Origin of the sequence: Stenotrophomonas sp. AB1(2024) (assembly GCF_037482345.1) — a bacterium.
In the GTDB taxonomy this organism is placed as follows: Bacteria; Pseudomonadota; Gammaproteobacteria; order Xanthomonadales; family Xanthomonadaceae; genus Stenotrophomonas.
Genome location: NZ_JBBHKO020000001.1, coordinates 110898 through 129356, shown reverse-complemented (window position 1 = coordinate 129356; position 18459 = coordinate 110898). Strand labels below are relative to the sequence as shown.

General features: G+C 67.5%; 19 protein-coding genes. 1 reads left to right on the top strand and 18 read right to left on the bottom strand.

Going from position 1 to position 18459, the window contains the following annotated elements:
* Positions 1-168 precede the first annotated feature (168 nt).
* The gene (locus tag WIX41_RS00560; protein WP_339445253.1) at positions 169-996 is read left to right on the top strand and encodes a DMT family transporter; all 828 of its coding nucleotides are present in this window, start codon (positions 169-171) and stop codon (positions 994-996) included.
* Between the two features lie 102 nt (positions 997-1098).
* On the opposite strand, the gene WIX41_RS00555 is transcribed toward WIX41_RS00560, so the two are convergent.
* The 18 genes from WIX41_RS00555 to rpoN all read right to left on the bottom strand — a co-directional run bounded on the left by WIX41_RS00555 (position 1099) and on the right by rpoN (position 18192).
* The gene (locus WIX41_RS00555) at positions 1099-3240 is read right to left on the bottom strand and encodes a putative bifunctional diguanylate cyclase/phosphodiesterase (protein ID WP_339445252.1); all 2142 of its coding nucleotides are present in this window, start codon (positions 3238-3240) and stop codon (positions 1099-1101) included.
* A 213-nt stretch (positions 3241-3453) separates the two neighbouring features.
* Positions 3454-4245, bottom strand: coding sequence for a flagellar biosynthetic protein FliR (fliR, locus tag WIX41_RS00550; protein ID WP_339445251.1), 792 nt, complete (start codon positions 4243-4245; stop codon positions 3454-3456).
* A 7-nt stretch (positions 4246-4252) separates the two neighbouring features.
* Complete coding sequence (locus WIX41_RS00545; RefSeq protein WP_017356083.1) at positions 4253-4522, bottom strand: flagellar biosynthetic protein FliQ; 270 nt, start codon at positions 4520-4522, stop codon at positions 4253-4255.
* A gap of 7 nt (positions 4523-4529) precedes the next feature.
* Entirely contained in the window at positions 4530-5312 is a 783-nt protein-coding gene (gene fliP, locus WIX41_RS00540; RefSeq protein WP_339445250.1) for a flagellar type III secretion system pore protein FliP, read from the bottom strand.
* Between the two features lie 2 nt (positions 5313-5314).
* Positions 5315-5716, bottom strand: a complete 402-nt coding sequence (gene fliO, locus WIX41_RS00535) for a flagellar biosynthetic protein FliO (RefSeq protein ID WP_339445249.1) — start codon at positions 5714-5716, stop codon at positions 5315-5317.
* Complete coding sequence (gene fliN / locus WIX41_RS00530; protein WP_409187285.1) at positions 5713-6054, bottom strand: flagellar motor switch protein FliN; 342 nt, start codon at positions 6052-6054, stop codon at positions 5713-5715. Before fliN ends, fliO begins: the two co-directional genes overlap by 4 nt.
* Positions 6051-7058: a flagellar motor switch protein FliM gene (fliM, locus tag WIX41_RS00525; protein WP_339445248.1), complete on the bottom strand. Its 1008-nt coding sequence runs from the start codon at positions 7056-7058 to the stop codon at positions 6051-6053. The genes fliN and fliM overlap by 4 nt, the downstream gene beginning before the upstream one ends.
* Positions 7059-7067: 9 nt before the next feature.
* On the bottom strand, positions 7068-7601 hold the full coding sequence (locus WIX41_RS00520; protein WP_409187284.1) for a flagellar basal body-associated FliL family protein: 534 nt from the start codon (positions 7599-7601) through the stop codon (positions 7068-7070).
* A gap of 296 nt (positions 7602-7897) precedes the next feature.
* Entirely contained in the window at positions 7898-9058 is a 1161-nt protein-coding gene (locus WIX41_RS00515) for a flagellar hook-length control protein FliK (protein ID WP_339449370.1), read from the bottom strand.
* Positions 9058-9513 carry a flagellar export protein FliJ gene (gene fliJ / locus WIX41_RS00510; RefSeq protein WP_339445246.1) on the bottom strand — a complete coding sequence of 152 codons (456 nt, stop codon included), beginning with the start codon at positions 9511-9513 and terminating at the stop codon, positions 9058-9060. The genes WIX41_RS00515 and fliJ overlap by 1 nt, the downstream gene beginning before the upstream one ends.
* A 3-nt stretch (positions 9514-9516) precedes the next feature.
* Positions 9517-10899 carry a FliI/YscN family ATPase gene (locus WIX41_RS00505; RefSeq protein WP_214903414.1) on the bottom strand — a complete coding sequence of 461 codons (1383 nt, stop codon included), beginning with the start codon at positions 10897-10899 and terminating at the stop codon, positions 9517-9519.
* Positions 10896-11531: a FliH/SctL family protein gene (locus WIX41_RS00500; protein ID WP_339445245.1), complete on the bottom strand. Its 636-nt coding sequence runs from the start codon at positions 11529-11531 to the stop codon at positions 10896-10898. Before WIX41_RS00500 ends, WIX41_RS00505 begins: the two co-directional genes overlap by 4 nt.
* Positions 11528-12514: a flagellar motor switch protein FliG gene (fliG, locus tag WIX41_RS00495; RefSeq protein WP_409187424.1), complete on the bottom strand. Its 987-nt coding sequence runs from the start codon at positions 12512-12514 to the stop codon at positions 11528-11530. Before fliG ends, WIX41_RS00500 begins: the two co-directional genes overlap by 4 nt.
* 22 nt (positions 12515-12536) lie before the next feature.
* Positions 12537-14183: a flagellar basal-body MS-ring/collar protein FliF gene (gene fliF / locus WIX41_RS00490; RefSeq protein WP_339445243.1), complete on the bottom strand. Its 1647-nt coding sequence runs from the start codon at positions 14181-14183 to the stop codon at positions 12537-12539.
* A 12-nt stretch (positions 14184-14195) separates the two neighbouring features.
* On the bottom strand, positions 14196-14558 hold the full coding sequence (fliE, locus tag WIX41_RS00485) for a flagellar hook-basal body complex protein FliE (RefSeq protein ID WP_339445242.1): 363 nt from the start codon (positions 14556-14558) through the stop codon (positions 14196-14198).
* Positions 14559-14906: 348 nt separating this feature from the next.
* Positions 14907-16394: a sigma-54 dependent transcriptional regulator gene (locus WIX41_RS00480; RefSeq protein WP_339445241.1), complete on the bottom strand. Its 1488-nt coding sequence runs from the start codon at positions 16392-16394 to the stop codon at positions 14907-14909.
* Entirely contained in the window at positions 16391-16768 is a 378-nt protein-coding gene (locus WIX41_RS00475; RefSeq protein ID WP_339445240.1) for a response regulator, read from the bottom strand. Before WIX41_RS00475 ends, WIX41_RS00480 begins: the two co-directional genes overlap by 4 nt.
* Positions 16769-16782: 14 nt before the next feature.
* Positions 16783-18192, bottom strand: a complete 1410-nt coding sequence (gene rpoN, locus WIX41_RS00470) for an RNA polymerase factor sigma-54 (RefSeq protein ID WP_409187283.1) — start codon at positions 18190-18192, stop codon at positions 16783-16785.
* Positions 18193-18459 lie beyond the last annotated feature (267 nt).

Here is an 18459-nt window from a genome sequence, read left to right as displayed (position 1 = left end):
GCGCGGCGCAAACATCCGAAACCGATGGGCAACCGGTCGCGGGCATCCTTCCGGCGTTTAGACGAACCGAAGCCACCCATCAGACGTTCATGACCGCGGAACGAAGAGCAGCCACGCAGGGCGTGGCTCTACGGCATCATTGGGGTCCCATGGCTGCTGCGTGTTCCGATGTCGCCTTTCCTGTTCTGCACCGTGCTGGTGGCCGGGCTGTTGCACGCCAGCTGGAATGCCATCGTCAAACGCGGCAGCGATACGTTGTTCACCACGATCCTGGTGACCGGTTCGGCGGCGCTGATCGCTGCGCTCTGCCTGCCATTCGTTGCCGCACCGGATCCGCGCAGCTGGCGATGGCTGGCGATGTCGACCGTGCTGCAGGCCGGCTACTACCTGCTGGTCGCGCGCACTTACCGGTTGACCGACATGAGCGCGGCCTATCCGCTGATGCGTGGCTGCGCGCCGATCATCGTGGCGGTGCTGGGCGGAGTATTGCTGGGCGAGCGCTTGCCGGAAGGCGCGTGGGCGGGCATCGGGCTGATCTGCGTAGGCATTCTGTGCATGGCGCACGGGATCGTGCGCCGGCAGATGTGGCTGCCGCTGATCAATGCCGGGGTGATTGCCACCTACACGCTGGTGGATGCATGGGGTGCGCGGCAGTCGGGATCGGCGGTGGGCTATACGCTGTGGTTGTTCCTGTTGTCCGGGCTGCCGTTGCCGATCTGGGCCCTGTGCACGCGGGTGCCGCAGTTGAGCGCCTACGCGCGCGCCAACTGGGGTTACGGCGTGGTGGGCGGCGTCGGCACGCTGACATCGTATGGGGTGGTGTTGTGGGCGATGACGCAGGCGCCGGTGGCGATGATTTCGGCACTGCGCGAAACCTCGATCCTGTTCGGCGTGCTTATTTCGGCCCTGGTGTTGCGGGAGCGGGTCACCCGGCGCAGGTGGATGGCCGCCGGGCTGATCGTGGCAGGCGCGGTGCTGCTGCGGTTGTGTGCGTGATCCTGGATGGTCGCGCATGGTTCGGCGCGGCGATCATGTCGCCACGCGTCCAGCACGAGGACACCGCCGGTAGAGCCACGCCCTGCGTGGCTGCGCCTGCCGTCAATCCAGAAAATGGCCGCCCTGAGAGGTTTTGTACTCCCGTGACACCACCATGCGGGGGCGGGGCAGGTCGTGCAGTTTCATGAAGCGCTCTGCATCGACGGGGCGACCGAGCAGGTAGCCCTGCAGGAAGTCGCACCCCAGCCGCTCCAGGTAGGCGCGCTGGCCGGCGCTTTCCACGCCTTCGGCGACGATGTCCATATCCAGCGCGTGCCCCAGCGCCACGATCGCCGAGACGATCACCACGTCCTCGGAGCTGTTTTCCAGGTCGCGCACGAACGCATGGTCGATCTTGATCTCGGTGGCCGGCAGGCGCTTGAGGTACAGCAGGCTGGAATAGCCGGTACCAAAGTCGTCGATGGAAATGCCCACGCCCAGCCTGGCCAGCGCCTGCAGCAGGCGCAGGCTGGTTTCGGTGTCACGCATCACCGCGCTTTCGGTGATCTCCAGCACCAGCCGGCGCGGTTCGACCCGGTGCAGCTTCAGCGCATCGTCTACCTCATTGAGCAGGTTGGGTGAGCTGAACTGGATGGGAGACAGGTTCACCGATACCGACCAGCCGTCATGGCCGGCTTCATGCCAGCGTCGCAGCTGGTGGCAGGCTTCGTTGAGTGCCCACCGCCCGATCTGGTGGATCACGCCGCTGCGTTCAGCCAGGCGGATGAAGCGATCCGGCGGAATCAAGCCATGTTCGGGGTGGTTCCAGCGGATCAATGCTTCGGCGCCGCAGACCAGGCGGGTGCTGACCCGCACCTTCGGCTGGTAATGCAGGAACAACTGGTTTGACTGGATCGCGCGGCGCAGGTCTGCCAACAGCCGGAACTGCTGTTCGGCGGTGTCGCTCATCCACTCGGCGAACACCACGAAGGCGTTGCGTCCAGCCTCTTTGGCCTGGTACATCGCCGCATCGGCATAGCCCATCAACTGGCGTTCGGTGGTGGCGTGGTCGGGACAGATGGCGATGCCGATACTGGCGGTCACCTGCAGCTCATGCCCGGGCACCAGGCTGCCGGTACCGACGGCCTGGATGATGCGGCTGGCCAGGCCGGCCACGTCATCGTCGTTCTCGATGCCCACCACCAGCACGAATTCGTCGCCGCCCAGGCGCGCCATCACATCGGTCGCGCGCAACAGTTGGCGGGTGCGCGTGGCCACGGCAACCAGCAGGGCATCGCCGGTCTGGTGGCCGTAGGCATCGTTGACCTGCTTGAAGCCGTCCAGGTCCATGAACATCACCGCGAAGCGCCCGCCACGCTGTTCGGCATCCACCAGTGCCTGTTCGATGCGCTGCTGCAGCAGCAGGCGGTTGGGCAGGTGGGTCAGCGGATCATGCAGTGCCGCCTGGCTGAGTTCGGCCTGCGCATCGTCCAGCGAACTGCGCAGGTGCCGGTTGCGCAGCCGCAGCAGCTGCGCCTGCTGGCGCTGGTCCAGCCACGACACCAGCAGTACCACGGCGAGGATGGCGATGGTGAGCACCATCACAAGCGCCGCCAGCCACTGGGTCTGCAGGCCGGTGCCGGCGGCTGCGCCACAGACACTGTCGGCCGGGAAGCGCGCTGCCGCCATGCCGGTGTAGTGCATGCCGACGATGGCCGCTCCCAGCACCACAGCTGGTGCCACGCGATGTTGCAGCCGGAGCTCGTTGTGGCGCAGGCGGAAGGCGACGAACAGCGCTACCCATGACGCCGCCACCGCAATGATCAATGACAGGGTGAACCAGCCACCGTGGTATTCGATGCCCGGGCGCATGCGCATCGCCGCCATGCCAAGGTAATGCATGCTGGCGATGCCGCTGCCCATCAGCAAGGCGCCGAGGGCCAGACGCGAGTGTGGAAGCGTGGCCCGCGAGACCAGCCATAGCGCAAAAATCGAAGAGGCCACTGCCGCCAACAGCGAAACGACAGTCAGCTCCAGGTCGTACCCCAGTGGGATGGGCAGGCGGAAGGCGAGCATGCCGATGAAGTGCATGGACCAGATGCCCAGGCCCATGGCGCAGCCGCCGCCCAGCAGCCACAGCACGCTGATTCTCGGCGAGGGCGCGGTGGTGACCCGGTTGGCCATGTCCAGCGCGGTGAAGGACGCAAGCATGGCGACCAGCAGTGAAACCACGACCAACCATGGGGTGTAACTGCCGATGAGCATCATGACTCTCCTTGGCGTACACAGCTGCAATCGAATGAAGATTGGCCTGCGCTTGCGATCAGCGCGGGCTGCTCCGGCACGTTCCCCCTGCCATGCGGGCATGGTAATGACACAGGGGGGGGCGAGCGCAAGCGAAAAAAGGCCGGATTTCATGCGGGCATCACGCAGCTTTCACCTGGCCTGCAGGCCAGGGGTATGCGCGTGATGGTCGGCCTACTGCGTAAGGCCGTCTGCGGCCTGGAACGCCGCATCGAACAGGCGTTGTACCGGCGGGCCCATTTCACCTGCAAGGACGGTGAGCAGGAACAGGCCAAGCAGCAGCGCGACCGGCAGGCCGAGCTGGATGGGATTGAGCGCGGGTGCGGCGCGGGCCAGCACGCCAAAGGCCAGGTTGACCGCCAGCATGGCCACCGTCAGCGGCAGCGAGAGCGTCAACGCGCCGCGAAATACCTGCAACAGGAAGTTCGGTGCAGCGCTCAGGAACGCATCGATATCGGGCAGCGATGCGCCGATGGGTACCGCCTTGTAGCTGTCCATCAACAGCGAGATCAACGCCAGATGGCCGTTGGCGGCGAAGAACAGCAGGCCGAACAGCAGATAGAACCATTGCCCGATCACACCCGAGGTGCCACCGCGCATCGGGTCGCTCATCTGCGCGAATGCCAGGCCAGTGCCCTGCGAGACCAGTTCGCCGGCCATCGCGCCGGCTTCGAACACCAGACGCAGCAGGAAGCCGATGGAGACGCCGATGGCCAGCTCGCGCGCGATGCTGAGCACCGTGGCCGCATCGAAGCCGGTCCATGTGGGCACCGGCGGCAGCATCGGCGAGAGTGCGATGGCCAGCGCACCGGAAAGCATCACGCGCACGCGCGCCGGCACCGCGCGGCTGCCGACCAGCGGCATCGCCATGATCATCGCGCCGATGCGCAGCATGGTCCACAGCACGGTGCCGATCATGCCGAAGGCATTGAGTCCGTCGGCGGCCATCTGGGTTGCCGAATCCATCGCGCTGCTATCCGATCAGGTGCGGTATGCGCTGGAACAGCAGCGTGGTGTACTCGACCAGGTGGCCGATCAACAGGCTGCCCAGCGCGAACAATACGGCAGTGAGCGCAGCCGCCTTGGCGACGAAGGCGATGGTGGGTTCGTTGAGCTGGGTGGCGGCCTGCACCACGCCGACGACCACGCCGACGATCAGTACGGTCAACAGCAGCGGGCCGGCCACCCACAGGACGGTGATCAGGCCACCGCGCAGTTCGGTCAGGGCAAGTTCGGGCGTCATGTCAGCCTCAGGCGGCGTTGAAGCTGGCGGCGAGCGTGCCGACCACCAGCACCCAGCCGTCGACGAGAACGAACAGCAGGATCTTGAAGGGGGCCGAGACCAGCATCGGCGAGAGCATCATCATGCCCATCGACATCAACACGCTGGCCACGACCAGGTCGATGATCACGAACGGAATGAAGATCAGGAAGCCGATTTCAAAGGCGGTCTTCAGTTCGCTGGTGACGAACGAGGCGACCAGCACCGGGAACGGAATGGCATCGGGGCTGGCGTAGGTGCCGTGCCCGGCCATGCCGGCGAAGGTCATCAGGTCGGTTTCGCGGATCTGCGCCAGCATGAAGGCGCGCAGCGGCTGGGTGGTCAGGGTCCAGGCGGTCTGGAAGTCGATCTCGCCGTTGAGGTAGGGCGCCATGCCACTGCCCCAGGCTTTCTGCCACACCGGCAGCATCACCATCGCGGTCAGGAACAGGGCCAGGCCCAGCAGTACCTGGTTGGACGGGGTCTGGCCGGTACCCAGCGCCTGGCGCAGCAGGCCGAGCACGATGATGATGCGGGTGAAGGCGGTGAGCACCAGCAGCATCGACGGGATCAGGGTGATCGCGGTCATCAGCAGCAGGGTCTGCAGCGGCAGGCTCACCGGCTGGCCGCCGATCCTGCCGACATTCACGTCCGGCAGTGCGGGGCTGCCAGGCAGGCCGGGCGCGGCCATGGCCAGCGCGGGCAATGCGCACAGCAGCACGGCCAGCAGCAACGGCAGGTAATGGGTCCAGGATGCTCGGGGGCCACGCATGATCAGGGTTCCTTGCGCAGCCGCTGTTGCAGCAGCTGGGCGAAATTCGGCAGGTTCTTGAAATCCGGCAGGCGCGCCGGTTCCGGGGTGGGCAGCGGTTCGGGCAGGCGGTGCAGGGTGTTGATGCCGCCGGCGGTGACGCCGAGCAGCAGCTGTTCGCCGTTGACGTCGACCACGACGACGCGTTCCTTTGCACCCACGTTGAGGCTGGCCACCACGCGCAGGCCTTCGGCAGGCTTGAAGCCGCTGCCGGGCATGCGCTTGAGCACCCAACCCAGGCCGACGATCAGTGCCAGCACCGCAAGCAGGGCGAGCACGGCACCGAACATGCTGGGTGCTGCGGCGGCGTGCTGGCCCACCTTGGCCGCCGGTGTACCGGCGGCGATGAGTGCCAGGGCGATCAACGCAGTCTCCGGATCCGTTCGCTGGGGCTGACCACGTCGGTCAGACGCACGCCGAAGCGGTCGTTGATCACCACGACTTCGCCGTGGGCGATCAGGGTGCCGTTGACGAACACGTCGAGCGATTCGCCGGCGCCGCGTTCCAGTTCCACCACCGAGCCCTGGTTGAGCTGCAGCAGGTTGCGGATGGGCAGGCGGGCGCGACCGACTTCCAGCGACAGGGTGACCGGCACATCGAGGATCACGTCCAGGTTGAGGTCGGGACCAGCGCTGGTATCGTCCGATTGCAGTGTGGTGAACTGCGCCGGTGCCGCTTCGTTGGTTTCGATGTCGTCGTTCATTGCGGGTCTTCCTGGATGACGGGAACACGCGGGCGTGCGCCCGGCGGGTGGGTAGCGGTGATCTTGACGGCGTTCATGCCGTTGGCCACGCCGAACTGGCCGGTGAACACGGGAATGTTCTCCACGCACAGCGGCACCTGCGGCGGCAGGTCGATGGGCAGGATGTCGCCGATCTTCAGCTGGGTCAGGTCGCGCAGGCTCATGCGTTTGGTGGCGAGCACGCTGGACAGGGTGACTTCGGCGATGTTCAGCTGTTCGCGCAGCATGGTGCCCCAGCTTTCGTCGCGGTCGTTGCGGTCGCTCTGGATGCCGGCGTCGAGCAGTTCGCGGATCGGCTCGAGCATCGAGTAGGGCAGGGTGACGTGGATGTCGCCGCCACCGCCGTCGAGTTCGACATGCAGGCGGCAGACCACGACGTACTCGCGCGGGGTGACGATGTTGGCGAAGTGCGGGTTGATCTCGGAGTTGATGTATTCAAGCTCGACATCCATCACCGGGGCCCAGGCTTCGCGCAGGTCGGCGAAGGTCTGCTTGAGCAGGAGGTGGATGACGCGCATTTCGGTGGCGGTGAATTCGCGGCCTTCGATGCGGGTGGGGTAGCGTCCGTCGCCGCCGAAGAAGTTGTCGACGATGGCGAACACCAGGGTTGGTTCGAACACGATCAGGCCGGTGCCACGCAGGGGCTTGAAGCGGATCAGGTTGAGGTTGGTGGGGACGTACAGGGAGTGCATGTAATCGTTGAACTTGATCAGTTCGATGCCGCGCACGGACAATTCGGCGGAGCGGCGGATCAGGTTGAACAGGCCGATGCGCCAGAGGCGGGCGAAGCGCTCGTTGACCATTTCCAGGGTCGGCATGCGGCCGCGGATGATGCGGTCCTGGCTGGCAAAGTCGTAGTTGCGCGCTTCGCCGGGGGCGATGGCGTCGACTTCGGTTTCGACGGCGCCGGAATCCACGCCATGCAGCAGGGCATCGATTTCGTCCTGGGAAAGCAGGTCATTCATGGGATGCCCTTACTGGGTGACGAAGCTGGTGAACAGCAGTTCGTCGACGCCCTTGCTGCCGGTTTCGGCTTTGAGCAGGTTCTGCACTTCGGCCAGGGAGTCGGCCTTCAGGCGTTCTTTGCCGGCGCGGTCGGCGATCTGTGCCGGTTCGACCTGGGAGAACAGCATGAGCAGTTTGGCGCGGATGGCGGGGGCGTGGAGCTTGATGGCTTCGAGGGCAGCGGGGTCGCGGGTCATGAGCTGGACTTCGACCTGGAGGTAGCGGGGGCCGTCGAAGCTGCTGCTGAGGTTGACGACGAAGGGGGGTTCGAGGCCGAAGTACTGGGCAGGGGCGGGTACGCCCGATTTGGCGGCGGTGGCCTTGACCAGGGTCTTCTCGTCGTGGGACTGGGTGAAGTACCACACGCCGCCACCGGCGGCGCCAGCGGCGACGACGGCAATGAGGGCGGTGAAGAGGAGGGGGCTGCGCGGTTTGGCGGCCTTGTCCTTGTCGGTGGATTTCTTGGTTTTGTCAGCGGCTGCGGCCACGAGGGGAAGCTCCATAGGATTGCTTCCTGGCTACATGCAAAGGGCGTGCCGAACCCCGACGGTTTTGCGTTGCCGGGATTTTGACGGGCTTCGAAGGCGCCTTGATCGTTCTGGAGGAGAGAGCCCCCTGAGTCAGGGGGCGGCCGCGAAGCGGCGGGGGTGTGGGTGCTGAGACCCACCTTTGACGGTGTCCTATTGACGGTGGGAAAAACCAACGCTCAACCGAATCGACGACGGTAGCGCCGGCCGTTGGCCGGCCCACGGAGATCTCTGGTCCAAGCGGTAGGGCCCGACCGTTGGCCGGGCCGGCCTTACGCGTATGCGTCCAACAATCCGCGCTGGCGCATCAATTGCGATGGGGAAATCGTTGTTTCGACCAATGCCGCATCTCCGTCTCCGTCTCCGGTTCCGTGACCTGGCTGGCCGCCGTTTGCCTTGCCGTCCTGCGCGGTCTGCTGGTGTCCAACGTCGGCATTACCCAGCTGGAATCCCTGCTCGTTCAGCATTTCGCGCAGGCGCGGGATGCTCGATTCGAGGGCGTGGCGGACGTCGGCGTGGGCGCTGCTGAAGCTGGCGTGGACCTTGTCGCCGTCCATCTGCAGGCGCACTTCGATCTGGCCGAGGTCGTGCGGGGTGACTTTGATGGTGGCGTGGCCGATCTTCTGGTCGGCCAGCCAGCCAATGCGGGCGCTCACGGCGTCGTCGAAGTCGTCGCCGCCGACGTGTGGGGTGGCGGTGGGGTCGCCCTGGAACGGGGTGCTGGCGGTGGCGGCGGCTTTGAGTTCGGCGGCCGCGTGCAGGGCGTGCAGGAGCGGGGTGGTGGGGGCGTCGGTGTCGCCGCCGGCGTTGGCGATGGCGTCGGTGAGGGCCTTGGGCAGGGGGGTGTCTTCGGCTACCTCGGCGTCCAGCGGCAGGGCGATGGCAGCGGGGCTGCTGTCGGTGGCAGCGGTTGCGCCAGGCAACGCGGGCGTTGCAGGGGTGGTTGTGGCGGTCGGCAGGGTGGGCGGGGCGGGATCTGCCTTGGCCAGGGCTGCGGCGTCGGCGCTGGCGGCGGGGGCGGGGGCGGGGGCGGGGGCGGCCATCACGGTGACCGGTTCGAGGCCGGCCAGGGCCAGGCCGGCGAGGCCGAGCGGAGGCCAGGGGGCGGCGTCGGTGTCGTCGGTGGGCTCGCTGGTCGTGGTTTTTTCGGTGGCGGCGGTGGCGGGTGCGGCCGCAGGGTCGGCGGCGTCGGTCGCTTCGTCGCTGGCCGGGCGGCGCTTGGCGTCGCCTGCGGCGTTGCCGCCGGTGTCGGCGGTGGTGGGCTTGTCGGCGGTGGTTTTGGCGGGCGCTTCCTTGCTGCCGCTGTCGGTCTTGAGCAGGGCGTCAAAGTCTCGACGGTCGCTGTCGCTGCCGCTGGCGTTGCTGCGGCTGGCGGGGGGGGCGCTGCTGCCGGCGGTGGGGCCGGCGCTGCTGCCGAGCAGGCTGGGGGGCATCACGGGGTGTCTCCGCTGTCGGTGTCTTCGCTGCGGGCCAGGCGGCTGCGGCGGGCGCCAAGGTCGTCCATGTCGCGCTGGTCGCGGCGGTCGACCAGGACTTTTTCCTGGGCACGGTAGCTGGCCGCGAGCTGTTCGAGCACGGCCTTGTCGCGGCTGGCCAGGATCAGGCGGGCGCGTTCGGCTTCGACCTTTTCGCGGTTGCTGTCCACGGTCTGGCGCTGCTGGGCCACGGCAGTGTCGAGGCGGTCGAGGAAGGCGCGGCGGTTGAGCAGCTGGGCCGGGCTGGTGGCGGCCATCTGCGCGTTGGCGTACTCCTCGGCATAGCGCCGCAGCTCTTCCAGACGTGAAAGGTGGGTATCGAGCACGCGCTGGCGTTCGGCCAGGTCCCGGGCGACTTCGTCTTCGTGGTCCTGGGCCCGCTTGAGCAGGGGATCGATGCGCTTGGATTGCATGGCTTAGCCCTCAGGTTCCACCAGGCGCTTGAGTGCGGCCTGGCTGTGCGGCAGGTCGGCGGCTTTGCCAACGTCCTGGCCGAGGAAATCGACGATGTCCGACCAGCGTTCCAGTGCTTCGTCGGTGGCCGGGTCGTTGCCGCGCTGGTAGGCGCCGATGGCGATCAGGTCGCGGTTGCTGGAGTAGGCCGAGACCAGGCGCTTGAGCTTGCGGATGCGCAGGCGCCAGGGTTCGTCGGCGATTTCGGTGACGACGCGGCTGACCGACGATTCGACGTCGATGGCCGGGTACAGGCCGCTGTCGGCCACCCGGCGCGAGAGCAGGATGTGGCCGTCGAGGATGGCGCGGGCGGCGTCGGCAATGGGGTCCTGCGGGTCGTCGCCTTCGGTCAGCACGGTGTAGAAGGCGGTGATGGAGCCGCGGCCCTTGGCGCCGTTGCCGGCGCGTTCGACCAGCGCGGGTAGTTTGGCGAACACCGACGGCGGGTAACCGCGGGTGGTCGGCGGTTCGCCCACCGACAGGCCGATTTCGCGCTGGGCCTGGGCGAAGCGGGTCAGGGAGTCCATCAGCAACAGGACGTTCAGGCCCTGGTCGCGGAACCATTCGGCGATCGCGGTGGCGCGGTAGGCGCCATGCAGGCGGGCCAGCGGCGGTCGGTCGGCGGGGCTGGCCACCACTACGGCGCGGCGCAGGCCTTCTTCGCCCAGGGTGCTTTCGACGAAGTCGCGCACTTCGCGGCCACGTTCGCCGATCAGGCCGACCACGATGACGTCGGCGGCGGTGTAGCGGGTCATCATGCCGAGCAGGGTGGACTTGCCGACGCCGGAGCCGGCGAACAGGCCTACGCGCTGGCCACGGCCGATTGGCAGCAGGGCGTTGATGGCGCGCACGCCGACGTCGAGCGGCTGGGTGATGGGTTCGCGGGCCAGTGGGTTGATCGAGACGCCGGCCATGCCGACGGTGCCTTCGGCGCGGATCGGGCCCTTGCCGTCCAGCGGCACGCCGTCGCTGTCGATGACGCGGCCGAGCAGGCCTTCGCCGACTTCGACGCCGCCACGGCCCAGCGAGGGCACCACGCGGGCGTTGGGCAGCAGGCCGTGCAGTTCGGCGCTGGGCATCAGGTAGGTGCGTTCGCCGGCGAAGCCGACCACTTCGGCATCGACCCAGCCGCCATCGGCCACTTCGACCTTGCAGCTGGCGCCCATCGGCGATTCGCAGCCGACCGCTTCCAGGGTGAGGCCGACCGCGCGGCGCAATACGCCTTCGCGGATCAGGCCGCGGCCATGCGCGCCATCGGGCTGGATGCCGTCCAGGCGCGCGGCCAGGCGCAGGTTGCGCGCGGCCGACCAGTCCGCCGCAGGCGGGGGCAGGGGTTCGGTGTTCATGCGCTGGCTCCGGATTTGCGCAGCACCGCATCCAGCGCGCCACGCAGGCGCGCTTCCAGGGTGCCGTCGATGCGCACGGCCTCGGCATGCACGCGCAGGTCGCCGCGGCTCAGGCTGAGGTCGGGGGTGAGGCGCTGGGTGGGCGAGAGCTGCAGCAGCGGGGCCAGTGCGGCGATGTCGTCCGGGTGCAGGCGCACTTCGACGTCGCGGTTGGCGCCGCCCACCGCATCGACCGCTTCGCCGACCAGCTGTGCGAGCAGGGCCGGGTCTGCCTCGTAGGCGCGGCCGACCAGGGTGCCGGCGATGCGCACGGCCAGTTCGCCAAGTGCGGCCACCACTTCGTTTTCCAGCCGCGCCAGCGGCCGGCCGAAGTTGTCCAGGATGCCTTCGATCTGTGCGATCAGACGGCGCACTTCGGCCTGGCCCTGGGCCTGGCCGTCGGCGTGGCCCTGTTCGAAGCCATCCTTTTCCGCCGCGTCCTGGATCGCCTGGATTTCTTCCAGGGTCGGCAGTTGCAGCAGTGGTTCGGGGTCGTGCTCGGCAACCGGTTCGTCGAGGTCGTAGTGATCGTCCTGCGGCGCGGCGGGGGTCGCGAGCAGGTCCGGGGCAAGCCAGCGCACGGCGTTGTTCACAGCATCGCCTCCGCGTTGCCGCCGATGGTGACGGTGCCTTCATCGGCCATGCGCTTGACGATGGCCAGGATCTCGCGCTGCGCGGTTTCCACATCCGACAGGCGCACCGGGCCGCGCGCTTCCATGTCTTCAAGCAGGATCTCGGCGGCACGCTGGGACATGTTGCGGGTGATCTTGTCGCGCACCTTGATGTCGGCGCCGCGCAGGGCCAGGCCCAGGCGCTCGCCGCTCACTTCGCGCAGCACCAGCTGCAGTTCGCGGTCTTCCAGATCGATCAGGTCGTCGAACACGAACATCTTTTCCTGGATGCGTGCGCTCAGCGGCGCATCGATGCGCGAGATCTCGCCCAGGATCGCCTGGTCCTGGCCGCTGTCCATGAAGTTGAGGATGTTGGCCGCGCACTGCACGCCGCCGATGTTGGAGGACTTCAGGTTCTGGTTGCCGGCGAACTGGCGCTCCATGATCTCGTTGAGCTCGTTCAGCGCGTTGGGCGGAATGCCGTCCAGGGTGGCGATGCGCAGCAGCACGTCGACCCGGGTGCGTTCGGGCAGCAGCTTGAGCGCGTCGGCGGCCTGGTCGGTTTCCAGGTGGGCCATGACGATGGCGATGATCTGCGGGTGCTCGTTGCGGACCAGGTCGGCCACCGCACGCGGGTCCATCCACTTCAGCGCATCCAGGCCGGTGGTGTTGCGGCCGAGCAGGATGCGGTCGATCAGGTTGCCGGCCTTCTCGCTGCCCAGCGCCTGCACCAGCATGTTGCGGATGTAGTCGTCCGAGCCGACGCCCAGCGAGGTCTTGGAGCCCAGTTCGCTGCTGAACTGGTCCATCACCCGCTCGACCTGCTCGCGGGTGATGTCGCTCATGGTCGCCATGGCGATTCCGATCTTCTGGACTTCCTTCGGCTCCATGTGGCGCAGCACGTCGGCCGCTTCCAGTTCGCCCAGGGAAAGCAGCAGCACGGCGGCGCGCTGCACGCCACTCAGCGGGGCGGGGGGGGCGGCGGGATCAATCATTGGCCACCCAGCCCTTGACCACCTGGGCCACGCGCTTGGAATCGGTCTTTACAGCTTCACGCGCCATGCGCAGTCGTTCCTCATAGGAGTCCACCGGCAGCGCCAGCGGCTCATGACCTGACAGGTTTACCCGGTCCGACCCCAGTGCGGGCAGGCCTTCGCCATCGTCCACCAGCTGCACGTCGGCGCTGTGTGGTTCGAGGGTGTCGTCCTTGCCGAGCTTCCTGGGGGTACCGGTGATCGAGCGCAGCGCCGGGCGCAGCGCGCCGAACACCAGCGCCAGCACCACGATGGCGCCGAGCAGCAGGCGCAGGCCGTCCTGCACCTGCGGCAGCTCCCACCACCTGGGGCTTTCCACCGGGGTGACTTCGCGCACGAACGGGGCGTTCATCACCGACACGGTATCGCCACGTTCGGCATCGAAGCCGACGGCCTGCTTGACCAGCGCTTCGACGCGGGTGAGCTCGGCGGCCGACAGCGGCTGTTCGGTGGTCTTGCCATTGGCGCCGGGGCGCGGAACGTTGTCCAGCAGCACCGCCACGGAGACGCGCTTGATGCGGCCGCCCGGCTGGCGCGAGTGCTGCAGGGTGCGGTCCAGCTCGAAGTTGCGGGTGGCGTTGCGCGAGGTCTCGGTCGGCGTGGCGGCGGTGGCCGGTGCGGCAGCGGGGCCCGGCGGGGTATTGCTGGCCGCACCCGGTACGCCCTGCGGGCCCGGCGTGCTGGTGCTGTTTTCGCTGGTCTGTTCGCTGCGCAGTTTCTGCGGCTCGCCGTTGTACAGCTCACGGGCTTCTTCGATCACCGAGAAGTCCATGTCCACGCTGACTTCCGGGTTGACCCGGCCCGGGCCGGTCATCGGCTCGAGCAACTCGCGGATGCGCTGGTTGAACGAGGTCTCCTGGCGGCGCACCTGGTCGAACTGGGCGGCATTCAACGCCGCTTCGCTGTTCGGGTCGGACACGCTGAGCATGCGCCCGCTCTGGTCCACCACGGTCACGCGTTCGGGGGCAAGGTCGGGAATGCTGGCGGCCACCATGTGCACGATGGCGTCGATCTGGCCGCGTTCGAGCTGCTGCCCGCCGCGCAGTTCCAGCACCACCGAGGCGCTTGCCACGTCGCGCTGCCGGGTGAAGGCGCTGGGCTTGGGAATGGCCAGGTGCACGCGCGAATCGCGCACCGGACGCAGCGTGTTGATGGTGCGCGACAGCTCGGTTTCCAGCGAATGCTGGTAGCGGGCGTTTTCCATGAACTGGCTGACGCCGAAGCCCGGGTCACGTTCCATCAGCTCAAAGCCGAGGCGGCCGCTGTCGGTCAGGCCGGAGCCGGCGAGCTTGAGGCGCGCATCGTGCAGGTTCTTTTCCGGCACGGTGATGCCGCCGGTGGCGGCATCCAGTTCGAATGGAATCTGCGCGGCGCGCAGCAGGTCGGTGGCTTCGGCGGTGGCCTTCTGGTCCAGGCCGGTATACAGCGGCACCATGCCCGGCTTCTGCGACCAGAAGAACACGAACAGGCCTGCCGCAACCGCCACGGCGATCATCGCCATCAGGCCGAGCCGACGGGTGATCTGCAGGCTTTGCAGGCGGTCGAACCACTGGCCCGCCTTTTCGGCGTTCAGGGATTCCTTGGTGAGCGACAGGGCCATGCGGTTCTATCCTTACAGCGGCATGTTCATCACGTCCTGGTAAGCCTGGACGAGACGGTTGCGGACTTCCACGGTGGCGCGGAAGGCGATCTGGGACTGCTGCGAGGCGACCATCACCTTGGCCAGGTCGGCGCCGGGTTCGCCGAGCTCGAAGGCGCGGGCGAGGGCGCCGGATTTCTGTTGGGCGTCGTTGACGCCGGCGATCGCGCCGCGCAGGGTCTCGGTGAAACTCGGGCCCTGGACATCCTGCGGTGCCAGCAGTCCCTGCAGGGCATTGGTCTGGGGGGTCTCGGCCAGCGGGCTGGCAACGGACTGACCGACCTGGGTCTGGTAGGTGCGGATCTGGGAAAGAATCGAGGTGACGGAGTGTGACATCTGGAACGTTCCGGCTGTTTGGGGGTTTCGAGTGATGACGTTGCAAGCCCCGTGCCGAAATGCCTGAGTGGTTCAGCGAGGTGGTGATGGCGTGGTGTGTAGGGCTGCCGCGCAACCGGTTACAGGACCGACGCGACGGAATGCCGCTGCGTCAGGCCGACGCAGCGCCGGCGTCGGAACCCCGGCGTCGGGAAACCGACGCCATGCCCGGTAGCGCCGGTCGTTGGCCGGCCCACGTCATGTCCGGAAATTGCAGCGGGCCGGCCAACGGCCGGCGCTACCGGCAGATATGAAGACGCCCGGGGGTACCCGGGCGTCCTGAGCGAATCCGTCGGAAGAACACGGGCATCAACTCACCAGTTCGGCCTGGTCACGCTCGATTCCATACTTGCGCAGCTTTTCCACCAGTGTGGTGCGGCGCAGGCCAAGCAACTGGGCCGCGTGGGCGACCACGCCCTGGGTGCGTTCGAGCGCCTCGTTGATCAGGTTCAACTCGATGTTGGCCATGTGGTTGCGCAGGTCCAGGCCGGCGTCGGGGAGGGCGACCGCCTTGCCATTGGCGCCGGTGCCGTTCGCCGCTGCCGCAGCGTCAGCGGCGTGGAACGAGAAGCTGCGCAGGTCCAGCCGCTCATCGCCTGCGGGTGCCGGTGCGGCCGCTGCAACCGGCGCGGCCACTGCGAAATCGCCGCGGTAGCGTGCCGGCAGATCCTGCACGCGTACGTTGCCGCCCGGGTGCAGCACGGCCAGGCGCTCGACCAGGTTGGTCAGCTCGCGCACGTTGCCGGGCCATTCGTAGCAGGCCAGCGCCTGCAACGCTTCGGGGCTGAAGCGTACCTCGCCACGGCCGGTACGGGCCAGCTGGCCGGCGATGGTGCCCACCAGCGCGGGCAGGTCTTCGCTGCGCTCGCGCAGGGCGGGCACGTCGATCGGGAACACGTTGAGCCGGTAGAACAGATCCTCGCGGAACTTGCCGTCGGCGATGCGCGATTCCAGGTCACGGTGGGTGGCGGCGATCACGCGTACGTTGCAGCGGATGGTCTGGTTGCCGCCCACGCGCTCGAAGCTGCGCTCCTGCAGCACGCGCAGCAGCTTGACCTGCATCGGCAGGCTCATGTCGCCGATTTCATCCAGCAGCAGGGTGCCGCCTTCAGCCATTTCGAAACGGCCCTTGCGCGCACTCAGCGCACCGGTGAAGGCGCCCTTTTCGTGACCGAACAGTTCGCTTTCCAGCAGGTCGGCGGGGATCGCACCGCAGTTGATCGCCACGAACGGGCCATCCCGACGCGGCGAGCGCTGGTGGATCGAGCGCGACACCACTTCCTTGCCGGTGCCCGATTCGCCCAGCACCAGTACGGTGGTGTCGAAGGCAGCTACCTGTTCGATCATCCGGCGCAGCGCGCTGACCGCCGCACCGTCGCCGGTGGGACCCTGGTCCTGCGCGGCACCGGCCTGGTGTTCGGCATCCAGCCGCTTGAGGCTGGCGCGGCGCAGCAGTGCTTCCATCTGCGCATGGCGCAGCGGCGCTTCCAGCAGCCACACATTGGCCTCGTGCAGGCCATGGCGCTGGGCGAAGGCGCCCGCATCGCCGTCGATCAGCATCACCGGCGGCGGCAGCGCGCCCTGGCCGGCCCAGGCGAACAGCGCTTCGCTGCGTGGGCCGGGTTCCAGGCCGCCAATGATCACGGCCATCCAGTCGGTGGCACGGTGGCGGGTGGTATCAAAGTCGGCCGCGTCGGCAATCCAGCGCGGGTTGAAGTCCATGAATTCCAGCAGGCCCACGGTGCGCTCGGCGCGTACTGCGTCGTTGTCCAGCACCAGGATGCGTGACTCGCTCATGGCGCGGTCTCCTTCAAGCCCTCCAGGATCGGCATGACCTCCTGGATGTAGGACAGTTTGCTGACGAAGTTGTCGGCACCGGCACGCAGCGCGTGCTCGCGGTGTTCGACGTCGTCGAAGTGGCTGGCAATGACGATGTAGGGCGCATCATCCTGCGACTTGATCAGGCGGGTGGCCTGCAGTCCGCCCATTTCAGGCATGGCCAGGTCCATCAGCACGACCTGCGGGCGTAGTGCTTCGGAACGCTCGATGGCTTCCAGGCCATTGGCGGCGCTGCCGACCACGTTTAACCACTCGACCTTGCGGAAGTGGCGCATGGCGGCGTTGATGAAGCCCTCGTGGTCATCGACCAGCAGGACGGTGAGCTTGTTCATGTCGTGTACTTCCTTCAGCCCACCCGGGCCATCAGCGGGGTGCGGGCATTGTGCCGGCGGCGTTCCCGGGCCGGGGCGATGTCCAGTTGTTCGCGGTATTTTGCAACGGTCCGGCGCGCAATGTTGACGCCTTGACGTGACAGAAGTCCCGCAATTGCTTCGTCAGCCAGCGGCCGGCCGGCCGGTTCGGCGTCGATCAGGCGTCGCACCATGGCCTTCACGGCCTGGCCGGAGACACTGGCACCTTCCAGACGAACGGCAAAGAAGTGCTTCAGCTCCAGGGTGCCACGCGGGGTCTGCAGGTACTTGCCGGTGGTGATGCGCGATACGGTGGATTCGTGCATGCCGATGGCATCGGCCACTTCCTTCAGGGTCAGCGGCGCCATCGCCTCTTCGCCGCGGGTAAGGAAGCCGGCCTGGCGTTCGATGATCACCCGGGTGGTGCGCAGCAGGGTGTCGTAGCGCATGGACAGGCCGCGGGTCAACCAGCGGGCTTCCTGCAGCATGTCGCGCAGCGGCTGGGCGCTGTCACCGGCATCGGCCAGTGCGCTTTCATAACCAGGGTTGATGCTCAGGCGGCGGCTGGTGGCCGGGTTCAATGCCACGCGCCACTGGCCATCGGCATGCCAGGCGACCACATCGGGGATGACCACGCCTGCCGTGCCCGGCAGCAGGTCCTCGCCGGGGCGCGGCTGCAGTGACAGGATCAGCCGCACCGCTTCGTGGATGTCGGCCACTTCGGCATCCAGCTGGCGGGCCAGGGCGGGGTAATCGTGGGCGGCCAGGCTTTCCAGGCCGTTGTCCAGCACGCGCAGGGCCAGGTGGCGGGCCGGTACGCGGCCGTGCAGGGCATGCAGCTGGACCGACAGGCATTCGTGCAGGTCGCGGGCGGCCAGGCCGGCCGGGTCGCCGTGCAGGATGTGCTGGCGCACCGCTTCCACGCCGGCCGCATCGACATCGCAGTGGGCGCTGGCCAGCAGGGTCAGCTGCTCCAGCGGCGCGTCCAGGTAGCCGGCGGCGTCGCAGTGTTCCAGCCAGAAGCGGGCCACGGCCAGCTCGCGTGCGTCCAGTTCCAGCGACAGGCGCTGCAGGGCGCGCAGCTGCGGGTCGCTGGATTCATCGGCGGCGATGCGCTGCAGGCGGTCGTCGTCGCCGTCGTGCCAGCTGGCGCCGGGCACATCCCACATCGCCGGTTCGGGCAGCTCGTCGTACGCGGCCACTTCCACGGTGGTGCCGGCTTCGCCGGTGTCCGCAGTGTCGGGCGCAGGCGCTTCTTCCAGCTCCAGCAGCGGATTGGTGTCCAGCGCGCGGCGGATTTCCAGTTCCAGCTGCATGCCGTCCAGTTGCAGCAGTCGGATCGACTGCAGCAATTGCGGCGTGAGGTGCAACTGCTGACCCATCTGGGTCGACATCATCGGCTTCATGTGGTGTATCCCCGTCGCACCGACTGCCCGGTGCGTTATGGAACACATCTTGCTTCTGATCCCTTGTCGGGGAAATCAGGGGGTTCCCTAGTGGGGTCGTCAGGTTCCCGACAGCGTGTAGGGAGATTCCCGACAGTAATCCGGTTATTTGACGCCGGGAGCCGCTGAAGCCCCATGTTTTCGTGGTCGGGCCGGCTGCGCGCGGTTCAAAAAGTCGACGATTGTGGCCGGCGGGGTCAGGAAGTGTCGGGGAGCTGACACATTGCC

Bases quoted from the DNA above. Each gene is read 5' to 3' on its own strand.
- WIX41_RS00560 (WP_339445253.1), top strand. From the start codon at position 169: ATGTCGCCTTTCCTGTTCTGCACCGTGCTGGTGGCCGGGCTGTTGCAC.
- WIX41_RS00555 (WP_339445252.1), bottom strand. From the start codon at position 3,240: ATGCTCATCGGCAGTTACACCCCATGGTTGGTCGTGGTTTCACTGCTG.
- fliR (WP_339445251.1), bottom strand. From the start codon at position 4,245: ATGGATTCGGCAACCCAGATGGCCGCCGACGGACTCAATGCCTTCGGC.
- WIX41_RS00545 (WP_017356083.1), bottom strand. From the start codon at position 4,522: ATGACGCCCGAACTTGCCCTGACCGAACTGCGCGGTGGCCTGATCACC.
- fliP (WP_339445250.1), bottom strand. From the start codon at position 5,312: ATGCGTGGCCCCCGAGCATCCTGGACCCATTACCTGCCGTTGCTGCTG.
- fliN (WP_409187285.1), bottom strand. From the start codon at position 6,054: ATGAACGACGACATCGAAACCAACGAAGCGGCACCGGCGCAGTTCACC.
- fliM (WP_339445248.1), bottom strand. From the start codon at position 7,058: ATGAATGACCTGCTTTCCCAGGACGAAATCGATGCCCTGCTGCATGGC.
- WIX41_RS00520 (WP_409187284.1), bottom strand. From the start codon at position 7,601: ATGGAGCTTCCCCTCGTGGCCGCAGCCGCTGACAAAACCAAGAAATCC.
- WIX41_RS00515 (WP_339449370.1), bottom strand. From the start codon at position 9,058: ATGCCCCCCAGCCTGCTCGGCAGCAGCGCCGGCCCCACCGCCGGCAGC.
- fliJ (WP_339445246.1), bottom strand. From the start codon at position 9,513: ATGCAATCCAAGCGCATCGATCCCCTGCTCAAGCGGGCCCAGGACCAC.
- WIX41_RS00505 (WP_214903414.1), bottom strand. From the start codon at position 10,899: ATGAACACCGAACCCCTGCCCCCGCCTGCGGCGGACTGGTCGGCCGCG.
- fliF (WP_339445243.1), bottom strand. From the start codon at position 14,183: ATGGCCCTGTCGCTCACCAAGGAATCCCTGAACGCCGAAAAGGCGGGC.
- fliE (WP_339445242.1), bottom strand. From the start codon at position 14,558: ATGTCACACTCCGTCACCTCGATTCTTTCCCAGATCCGCACCTACCAG.
- WIX41_RS00480 (WP_339445241.1), bottom strand. From the start codon at position 16,394: ATGAGCGAGTCACGCATCCTGGTGCTGGACAACGACGCAGTACGCGCC.
- WIX41_RS00475 (WP_339445240.1), bottom strand. From the start codon at position 16,768: ATGAACAAGCTCACCGTCCTGCTGGTCGATGACCACGAGGGCTTCATC.
- rpoN (WP_409187283.1), bottom strand. From the start codon at position 18,192: ATGAAGCCGATGATGTCGACCCAGATGGGTCAGCAGTTGCACCTCACG.